The 8,421-nt window shown below is 72.8% G+C and carries 11 protein-coding genes; 4 read left to right on the forward strand and 7 right to left on the reverse strand.

All coding sequences use genetic code 11. The features are described 5' to 3' along the window. Positions 1 to 57: 57 nt before the first annotated feature. Positions 58 to 885 carry an oxidoreductase gene (locus tag EF918_RS28205; protein ID WP_125651753.1) on the reverse strand — a complete coding sequence of 276 codons (828 nt, stop codon included), beginning with the start codon at positions 883 to 885 and terminating at the stop codon, positions 58 to 60. 99 nt (positions 886 to 984) lie between these two features. On the opposite strand from EF918_RS28205, the gene EF918_RS28210 reads away from it, so the two are divergent. Beyond that, positions 985 to 1,437 (forward strand): MerR family transcriptional regulator, encoded by a 453-nt coding sequence (locus EF918_RS28210; RefSeq protein ID WP_125651754.1) that lies wholly within the window; start codon positions 985 to 987, stop codon positions 1,435 to 1,437. Between the two features lie 122 nt (positions 1,438 to 1,559). After that, positions 1,560 to 1,784, forward strand: coding sequence for a hypothetical protein (locus EF918_RS28215; RefSeq protein WP_125651755.1), 225 nt, complete (start codon positions 1,560 to 1,562; stop codon positions 1,782 to 1,784). Positions 1,785 to 2,053: 269 nt separating this feature from the next. Here EF918_RS28215 and EF918_RS28220 read toward each other — a convergent pair whose 3' ends face one another. After that, positions 2,054 to 3,001 (reverse strand): hypothetical protein, encoded by a 948-nt coding sequence (locus EF918_RS28220; protein ID WP_125651756.1) that lies wholly within the window; start codon positions 2,999 to 3,001, stop codon positions 2,054 to 2,056. Between the two features lie 93 nt (positions 3,002 to 3,094). Continuing rightward, positions 3,095 to 3,727, reverse strand: coding sequence for a hypothetical protein (locus tag EF918_RS28225; RefSeq protein WP_125651757.1), 633 nt, complete (start codon positions 3,725 to 3,727; stop codon positions 3,095 to 3,097). A 329-nt stretch (positions 3,728 to 4,056) separates the two neighbouring features. On the opposite strand from EF918_RS28225, the gene EF918_RS28230 reads away from it, so the two are divergent. Next, positions 4,057 to 4,419, forward strand: coding sequence for an STAS domain-containing protein (locus tag EF918_RS28230; protein WP_125651758.1), 363 nt, complete (start codon positions 4,057 to 4,059; stop codon positions 4,417 to 4,419). A gap of 121 nt (positions 4,420 to 4,540) precedes the next feature. Beyond that, positions 4,541 to 4,951 carry a hypothetical protein gene (locus EF918_RS28235; RefSeq protein WP_125651759.1) on the forward strand — a complete coding sequence of 137 codons (411 nt, stop codon included), beginning with the start codon at positions 4,541 to 4,543 and terminating at the stop codon, positions 4,949 to 4,951. 128 nt (positions 4,952 to 5,079) lie between these two features. Here the strand turns inward: EF918_RS28235 and EF918_RS28240 are convergent, their stop codons facing one another. The 4 genes from EF918_RS28240 to EF918_RS28260 form a co-directional block, all read right to left on the reverse strand. Continuing rightward, the gene (locus EF918_RS28240; RefSeq protein WP_125651760.1) at positions 5,080 to 6,261 is read right to left on the reverse strand and encodes a PP2C family protein-serine/threonine phosphatase; all 1,182 of its coding nucleotides are present in this window, start codon (positions 6,259 to 6,261) and stop codon (positions 5,080 to 5,082) included. Positions 6,262 to 6,286: 25 nt separating this feature from the next. Further along, positions 6,287 to 6,688, reverse strand: coding sequence for an STAS domain-containing protein (locus EF918_RS28245; RefSeq protein ID WP_125651761.1), 402 nt, complete (start codon positions 6,686 to 6,688; stop codon positions 6,287 to 6,289). 130 nt (positions 6,689 to 6,818) lie between these two features. Next, positions 6,819 to 7,184 (reverse strand): MarR family transcriptional regulator, encoded by a 366-nt coding sequence (locus EF918_RS28250; RefSeq protein WP_185921956.1) that lies wholly within the window; start codon positions 7,182 to 7,184, stop codon positions 6,819 to 6,821. 141 nt (positions 7,185 to 7,325) lie between these two features. Further along, positions 7,326 to 7,727 carry an STAS domain-containing protein gene (locus EF918_RS28260; protein WP_185921957.1) on the reverse strand — a complete coding sequence of 134 codons (402 nt, stop codon included), beginning with the start codon at positions 7,725 to 7,727 and terminating at the stop codon, positions 7,326 to 7,328. Between the last annotated feature and the right edge of the window lie 694 nt (positions 7,728 to 8,421).

Consider the following 8,421-nt stretch of genomic DNA (forward strand, 5'->3'; position numbering starts at 1 on the left):
CCCCCGCACGCCCCTCCCGCCCGCGCGTCCTCCGCCCGCGCGGGCGGACCGGCTTCCTCAGAGGGCGACCGAAACGGCCACCTCACGCCACTGGTCCAGTTCACGGCGCACCAGATCGAGCTTGGCCTCGACGCGTTCGACCGCGTCCGCGCCCAGCTGCAGGCGCAGCGGCGGCTCGGGGGCCTCGGCGACGTCGACGACGGCCTTGGCCGCCTTCACCGGATCGCCCGGCTGGCGGCCGTCGTTGCGGGCCAGTGCGTCGCGCACCGGCCCTGCGCCGGCGGCGTAGTCCTCGATGGAGGCCTGTTCGACCTGGAGGCTGGAGCCGCTGAGGAAGTCGGTGCGCAAGCCGCCCGGCTCCACGATCGTGACGCGTACGCCGAGCGGGGCGAGCTCGCCGTGCAGCGCCTCGGAGATGCCTTCCAGCGCGAACTTCGAGGCGCCGTACAGCCCCACCGCCGGAGCGGTGGCGAAGCCGCCCACGGAGCCGATGTTCAGCACGTGCCCGGAGCGCTGGGCGCGCAGCGTCGGGAGGGTCGCCCGCAACGTGTTGAGCACGCCGAACACGTTGACGTCGAACAGCGCCCGGGCAGCGGCGTCGGAGGTCTCCTCGATCGCGCCCACCAGACCGTAGCCCGCGTTGTTGACCACGACGTCGATCCGGCCGAACGCCTCCAGGCCCGACCGCACCGCGGCCGCCAGCTGCTCCGGTTCGGTCACGTCCGCGCTGACCGCCAGCAGGCCGTCCGGCTCCGTGCCGTACGCACGCAGCACCGCCGACCTGTCCCTCGCCGTGGCGATCACCCGGTGTCCGCGGTCCAGTGCCTCACGGGTGATCTCCGCGCCCAGCCCGCGCGAGGCACCGGTGACAAACCACACGCTCATGTTCTCCCACCATCCTGTCGGCTCCGACGGCCGACGGACCGACGCTAGAACCTAGAGTCATGTCTAGATCAACTGCCGTGTGACGGGGAGGGTGTGCTCATGGATCTGAGCATCGGCGAGGTGGCGCAGCGCAGTGGGCTCAGCGTGCACGCGCTGCGGTTCTACGAGCGGGAGGGACTGTTCGCCAATCCGGTACGCCGCTTGTCCAGCGGGCGCCGGGTCTACCACGAGGAGGACCTGGAGTGGCTGGCGATCTGCACGAAGCTGCGGGCCTCCGGCATGTCGTTGGCGACGATCCGGCGGTACATCGACCTGGTCCGCCAGGGTCCGGGGAACGAGCACGAGCGGCTGGAACTGCTGCGGCAGCACGAGCGTCAGGTGGAGGCGCAGATCGGGGAGCTCCAGGAGGCCTTGGACGTCATGCGGACCAAGGTACGGATCTACGAGGACCACCTCGCCCGCGGTGAGGCCCACCAGCTCTGGAACCCGTCCCACGCGGCGGCCGCGCGCGCCGGGACGGGCCAGGAATGCCGTCCGCCGGAGGGCGCCTGACCGGGGGACCGGGTTGCGGTGTTTTCCGGCCAGGGGCGCGTCGAGCGGCCGAACCGGGGAAGGCGCGCAGCACGACCATGGCGGGCCCGCCCGGCCCGTACCCGTCGACGGAAGGAGCCGACATGAGCCGTGACGACCAGGGCCGCACCAGTCCCTCCCAGGCACCGGGCGAGGCCGGGGACCGCGCGGCCCGCAAGGAGGCCGAGGAAGCGCTCGCGCCCGGGCACGAGGACGGCGAGGGCGGCGACGCCCTGACCCCGAACACCGGGGCCCAGCAGGACACGGCGAGGACGCGTTCCGCCCCTGACCGGGACCACGGCGACACGGCGCACGGTCCGAAACACTGACCCGGTCGGGGACCCGCCCAGGTCCGGCCCGCCCCGACCTGGTCCGGCCCGGTACGGCCGGTCCGGCCCGGTGCGGCCCGGTCGGTCCGGCCCGCGGCGCTCGGCGCCACGGGGCGGACCGGCGCCCGGGCGGGACCAGGTGACCCGTCGCGTCCGGCCGCCGCCTACCGTCGTCAGGAATCCGCCTGCTTCAGCAATCCCTTGACGGATACCTCCGAGTTGACGGAGACCCAGCCCAGGCCGTAGCAGGAAGGCTTTTCGTAGCTGAATTATTCGTCGAGCTTCCCGCGGTCCTGCCTCAGCATGGCGAACTGCAGGACGGCGTTCAGGGTCTGGTAGTCGGTCCGCTTGGGGAGCGTGACGACCTGCTCCATCTTGAACTCGACCGATTTGCCGTAGACCGTGAAGTCGTCGACGACGATGTAGAGCGGTATCCCTCCGTCATTCTTCGCGTAGAGCTTGAGCGGAACGTGGATATAGGGAGAATCGGCGTCGGTCCGCGGTGTGCCGAATTCTGCGTTCAGGATGACGTGATAGGGGGCGACAAGGGGTTGGTAGATGCTGGAATAGCCCAGGCTGAGGGCCGTCAGGAGCGCCGTCACGGTGACCCCCGCCGCGAACCTTCTCGGATGCGGGATCCCCCTCCACACCTTTTCGCGGATGAGTACGCGCAGGGCCCACAACGCCCAGAGCCACAGAGCGAGGAACAGCAGGACGGCCGCTACGCGTTCGCGTTCCTGGAGCCACAGGAACAGGAGCAGGGTCGTGGTGGCCAGCGTCATGAGCACGCTGAGGAGGACCAGCGCCCCGGACAGCCTGACCTGCCGACTGCCCCAGTGGTCGACGGCAGCGGGCAGCGCAACGGCCTGGACCAAGGCGGCGAGCAGGAACAGGACGCCGACGAGACGCTGGGCGAACGTCAGCGCCCCGAGGGCATCCGCCCAGCCGATGACGGCGTGCAGGGCCAGGGAACCGAGCAGCCCCACGAGCATGAGGGCAACGACGACATGGCGCTTCCAGCCCCGGTCGTCGGGCCACACGCTGCTGTCGCCGCCGCGCCAGTCCACCTGGGAGTGGTCGTCGAGGTCCATGTCCTCGGGGTAGTCGAGGCGGCCGAGGATCTTCCGCAGATCGCGGAGCGACCAGGCAGTGCCCACCACCTCGCCCTTGATGGTGATCCGGCGCAGACCGCGCCCGTCAGGTGGCTCGACGACCACCCATGGTCGTATGCCCGTGGAACCACGCTCGGTGTCCGGCCGGCCTGCTGCATGCTGAGCTGCTGCATCCGGTCGAATCGCGTGGCCCGCGTCCTACGGCGTTCGGCTGTCGACGCGTACGGGGACTGCGCCCACGGAAGGTCGGGGGCCGGGCACGTGGCGGCGCAGGGGCGCGAAGGCCAGGGCGTAGCACAGACCGCCCAGCGGCATCAGGTCCAGGCTCGTCGCCATGGCGACCGTGCCGAGGACGAAGAGCACCAGCGAGCGGGCGACGCCGGGGCCTTTGAGGCCGGCGAGGAGGGTGATCATCCCGAGGTAGAGGAAGAGCGGTCCGACGGTGTACACGGCCGGCAGGACCCCAGGAACGTCCTGCACCCGGGCGAAGATCTCCTTCATCTCCGGCTTGTCGGCCGCGCGGAATCCCACGTACAGGTCGATCGCGGCCTGAGCGGCGGCTGCGGCCGCACCCGTCAGCCCGGCGGCCGCCCCCACTGCGGCCACCCTCCGGCGGGCCCGCCCGCCGGAGGCGGCAACGGTGCGCCGCAGTCCCTCGCAGACCACGCCGAAGAACAACACGCCGCCGAGGAAGGCGAAGTGGCCCACGATCCACGGAGCGCCGGGCTCCCTGGACCCCTCCACCAGGAGGCGTACGGACCCGTAGACGATGAGGAGGACGGGGGCTGCGAGCAAGGAGAACCTGGTCAGTTTCGCTGTGCGCTCTGTCATGTTCCCACCGTGCCGCCCGCCCCGGGCCCGCCGCCATGGGTGATTCCCCGGACCTGGCCCCCACGCGGAACCCGGCTTCCCCTGGGGGCCGCTCCTGTTGCTCGGCCCGCGTGCGTGAAGGCCGCCTGGTGGGGAAGGGGCGTGGGAACCAGCCTGGTCCGGTGGGAGACCCCGCGCTACCGAGCGGTCACCTCTGAGTGGCCGACGGACGGCACGGGTGGTCTCGCTCGGCTGTGTGCGGCCCGGCGCCGCGCGCTTTACGGCCTCCTCCGCCGCTCTGTCGTGGGAGCCGACCGTGATGGGCTCCGACACGAACGGCGGACAAGGCCATGCGCCCCGAACTCGCCGTGCACGTCCACACGCACACCGACACCACCGTCGTGACGGTGACGGGGGAACTCGACCTCGACACCTGCCCCCGGGTCACGGAGGTCACCGACGCGGTGCCGGTGAGCGGCCGTGTCCTGGCCCTGGACCTGTCCGGAGTCACCTTCATGGACTCCACCGGCCTGAACATGCTCCTCGCCCTGCGTGAACGCGTCCGGAGCGACGGCGGTCGCCTCGAACTCCTCGGCGTGCGCCGGCAGGCGCTGCACGTGATGGACCTGACCGGCAGCCGCCACCTCTTCACCCTGCGAGCCGCTCCCGAAACCGGCGACGGCGTCCCCCCGCAAGCCGTCGAGCGCGGCTGACCCGCGTCTGCCACTGACGTCGTCGGGGATGGCCGGGCGCGCCTGGCGGGCGTACGGGTGACGGGCGGGCCAGGATGGGGGACCCGGAGGCGCACGGGTCTGCGGGTGGGAGGAGTGGGCTTTGATCACTGTCGGTGTGCATCACTGCGGCGGCTCGGTCCTGGCCAGGATCGACGGCGAACTCGGCGAGGACTCGGGCGGGGCGCTCCGGCAGGTCCTGGACGCCGTCACCGGGCACGAACGGGACCTCATGGTGGACGTCCGCGACATGAGGTCCATGACGGCCGGTGGACTGCTGCACCTGCTGGACTGGCACCGCCGCGCGGAACTCCTGGGCCTGCGCGTGCTGGTGGTGGGGTGGCAGCCCCAGCCGCAGCAGCTCATGGCCGAGATCGCCGGCATCCCCGGGCCCGGCACCGCGACCGGCGAGCGCTTCGCCCTTCCCGGCTTCCGCCGCCTCATCGAGGAACGGATGCTGCGGGATCGAGACCTGTCCGACGACCTCACCTCCGCCGGGCTCACGGGCGGCTGACCTGACGGGCAGCTGACGCGGCGGACAGCTGCCGGGGCGGACAGCTGCCGGGGCGGACCGCGGTCCAGGTGCCCCGGACCGCCATCCGGGGCGCCTGCGGGCCTGCGGGGCGCGGCGGGTCCGGCTGCTCAGTGTCGTTGTCCGTCGGGGCCGTGCCAGTCCAGGCACAGGACGGTGGCGTCGTCCTTGGGAGGGTGGCCGTCGTAGGCGTCGGTGACCGCGCCGACCAGGGTGCGGACGACCTCGCGGGGGTGCTCGGAGGCGGTCTTGTGCAGCAGGGTGGGCAGGTCGACAGAGGCGGCGTTGCGTTCCTGCATGCCGTCGGTGTGCAGCAGGAGGCGGTCGCCGGGGTGCAGGTCGAGGTTCTGGACCTGGTAGAGGCCCTGCTGAGGGATGCCGAAGGGCAGATCCACGGCCAAGGGCAGTTCGGTGACGGTGCCGTCGCGCAGCAGGAGGGGCCAGGGGTGGCCGGCGTTGACGAGTTCGGCGTGGGTGCCGTCCAGCGCGATGCGCAGGAGCTGCCCGGTGGCGATGCTGTGGCGCCCGTGGTCCAGGAGGGCCTGGTGGGTCTGGTGGGCCTGTTCCTGGAGGCCGCATCCGGCGCGGCGGGCGCCGCGGGAGGCGTTGACCAGGAGGGTGGCCATGAGGGAGGCGCTCACGTCGTGGCCCATGGCATCGGTGATCGACAGGTGCAGGGTGTGGGTGTCGAGGCTGTAGTCGTAGGTGTCACCGGCGATGTCGGACGCGGGGACGAGGGCGCCGGCCAGGGTGAACTCGGGGGCCTGGCAGCAGGAGGCGGTGGGCAGGAGCTGGCGCTGGATCTCGGCGGAGAGGCTGACCGAGCCGGTGCGGTTGCCCCAGTGGTAGAGGTCGGTGAAGCGGCGGTCGGTGACGATGATGTACGCCAGCGCGTGCGCGGCCTCCTGGACCTGCGCGCGTACCTCGGGCGTGGCTTCGGCGAGGAAGAGTTCCAGGACGCCGATGGTGTCGCCGCGGTTGGTGACCGGGGCGAGCACCCGGTGTCCGTCCTGGCCGTCCGCCCGCACCACCACCTCCTGGCAGCGCAGGACGTCGTCGTAGATGCTGCTGCCCGCGAGGGGGACCTGTTCGGCGGGCTGCTGTCCCGGCTCGGCAGTGGTGTCGTGGACGCGCAGCAGGCGCCGTCCGACGATGTCGACGAACAGGAACGACACCAGTCGGGCGTCGAACCGGTCCCGGAGGTTGCGCGCCACGACATCGAGGGAGCGCACGGGGGCGGCCCGCTCGGCTGCTTGCAGCACCTCGCCCAGGCCGATCCGGTCACGCGCCACGGCTGCCTCCCCGTAGATCAGGCTTCTATCGTCCCCGCCGGGCCGGGATCGTGCAGGCGCGGACGGTCAACAGCTGCTGCACCCCGCTCAGGTACAGCAGGCGGGCGACCGGTCGGCTGAGGGCGGTCAGTACGAGGGATTTGCCGGCGTGCCGGGCGAGCTCGTCCAGGTCCAGAAGGATGTGCAGGCCGGTGGTGTCGCAGAAGGTGATCTCGGACAGGTCGACGTCGAGGCCCTCGCGGCTGCCTTCCAGCGCCGCGGTGAGGTCCTGACGCAGTCCGGTGCCGTCCTCCATGTCGATCTCGCCGCGGACGCGGGCCAGCACTCGCTGTGGTCCCGGCTCGAAGACCACCGTGACGACGGACGGGCGCAGGGTGCCGCTGACGTCCTCGGCCGCGAAGGGCAGACGGTCGGGAAGAGATGTCATGGCCTGCTCCCTTCAGCACCCCGAAACTCGGGCAGAAGACCTGGCGACGGCGACGGGGCCCCGGCGGGCGGGGCCCGGGTGGGCAGGGCCCTGGCAGGCAGGGCAGCGGTGCCGCCGCACGGTGTGCGGATCAGCTGCCGCGCGGTACGCGCTCACGGTGGTCACCGTCCGTCCGGAGGGTGCTGGCCGCCCGGGACCGGGGGCCGAGGTCGACCAGCAGGTGCAGGAGGTCCGCGACCTCGTGGTGGCTCTCGGCCGGATGGCGGAAGAGGGTCCCGGGCGTGACCTCGTAGTGGTTGCGGCGGCCACGGCGCACGCGGCTGAGGTAGCCGGCGTTCTCCAGATCGCCGACGATGGCCCCGGCCGCCCGTTCCGTGAGCTGGCAACCGCTGGCCAGGTCACGGAGCCGGACCTCCGGGTCACGAAGGATCATGGCGAGGATCCGGGCATGGTTCGTGACGAACGTCCAGTTGCTCCGAGGCTCGACTTGCTCCATGCCCGAAATTATACGATTTGCGATTCCGGTTTCGCCAGACCCGAAACCCGCGACGGGCGCCAGCGGGGCCACTGGCTCGGCCGGGTGCCGGCGGGTGCCGGCGGATGGCGGCGGGTGCCGGCGGGTGCGGGTGCTGCGGCCTCAGCCGCCCTGGTCCGGGGCAGGCGGGTCCGCGGGAAGGGCGTCCTGGAGGGTGTCGGCCAGGGTGAAGGCGCCGCGGGTCTGGGTACCGTCGAGAAGGACGGTCAGGGGGTGCGGCAGGGGCCCGGCAAGGACCAACTTCTGGGCGGTGGACGCGTCGAGCAGGACGTGCAGGACGGCCAGGCCGACGAAGGTGATGCCGGTGCAGTCCACGACCGTCGTACTGCCGGCGTGGCCGGCCTCGGCGAAGGCGCGGGCGAGTCGGGTGGCGCAGTCGGAGTCGAGGTCGCCGACGAGGGTGATCACCGTGGTGCCGTCGGGGCCGGTCCGGCAGGTCAGCGCCCCGGGCCGTCCGGCGGGCGTGCCTGCGGGCACGGCCGACGGTTCGTGCTGGTTCACCATGGGGGTGCGGTGCCTTCTGCTGGGCGGTGGGGGCCCGTACGGACCGGGCGAGGGACCATCCCGAGCAGGCGGTGGCCGCTCCTCCCAGCGTCGCACCATCACCAGGCCGAAGCCAGACGCACCCCGTGAGCACCGTGCGCGCGGGGCGGCCTTCGGGGGCCGCCCGTCCCGTGCCGGGGGCCGCCGTCCCCTGCCGGGGACCGCTCGGCGAAGCCGGTTTCCGGGGGCGGCTTCTGGCGGCGGCTCGACGGGACCGCCTGGCGGGGCCGCCCGGCCCGGGGCCGGCCTCGGGGGCGGCTTCGGGGGCGGCTTCCGGGACCGCTCGGCCAGGCGCCCGCCCGGCGGGGGCTCCTTCCAGGGCCGCCCGGCCGGTCCCCCACCGGAGCCGCCCTCCGGAACCTGTCGGGGGCCGGCCCGGCGGAGCAGCCGTCTGGGGCCGCTCGGCGAAGCCGGTTTCCGGGCGCCAGCGTCCGCGGCCACCCGGCCCGGGGCCGCCTGGCGGGGCCGGCTTCGGGGGCGGCTTCCGGGAACGCTCGGCCAGGCGCCCGCCTAGCGGGGGCTCCTTCCAGGGCCGCCCGGCGAGTCCCCTACCGGAGCCGCCCTCCGGGACCACTCTCGGGGGCCGGCCCGGCCGGGCCGGCCCCCGAGAGTGGTCCCGGAGGGCGGCTCCGGTAGGGGACTCGCCGGGCGGCCC

Source organism: Streptomyces sp. WAC06614 (assembly GCF_003949795.1).
Taxonomy (GTDB): Bacteria; Actinomycetota; Actinomycetes; order Streptomycetales; family Streptomycetaceae; genus Streptomyces.

What these genes read in the sequence shown, in the direction of transcription:
- EF918_RS28250 (WP_185921956.1), bottom strand. Translation starts at nt 7,184, where the DNA reads ATGGAGCAAGTCGAGCCTCGGAGCAACTGGACGTTCGTCACGAACCAT.
- EF918_RS28210 (WP_125651754.1), top strand. Translation starts at nt 985, where the DNA reads ATGGATCTGAGCATCGGCGAGGTGGCGCAGCGCAGTGGGCTCAGCGTG.
- EF918_RS28230 (WP_125651758.1), top strand. Translation starts at nt 4,057, where the DNA reads ATGCGCCCCGAACTCGCCGTGCACGTCCACACGCACACCGACACCACC.
- EF918_RS28260 (WP_185921957.1), bottom strand. Translation starts at nt 7,727, where the DNA reads ATGGTGAACCAGCACGAACCGTCGGCCGTGCCCGCAGGCACGCCCGCC.
- EF918_RS28245 (WP_125651761.1), bottom strand. Translation starts at nt 6,688, where the DNA reads ATGACATCTCTTCCCGACCGTCTGCCCTTCGCGGCCGAGGACGTCAGC.
- EF918_RS28225 (WP_125651757.1), bottom strand. Translation starts at nt 3,727, where the DNA reads ATGACAGAGCGCACAGCGAAACTGACCAGGTTCTCCTTGCTCGCAGCC.
- EF918_RS28205 (WP_125651753.1), bottom strand. Translation starts at nt 885, where the DNA reads ATGAGCGTGTGGTTTGTCACCGGTGCCTCGCGCGGGCTGGGCGCGGAG.
- EF918_RS28215 (WP_125651755.1), top strand. Translation starts at nt 1,560, where the DNA reads ATGAGCCGTGACGACCAGGGCCGCACCAGTCCCTCCCAGGCACCGGGC.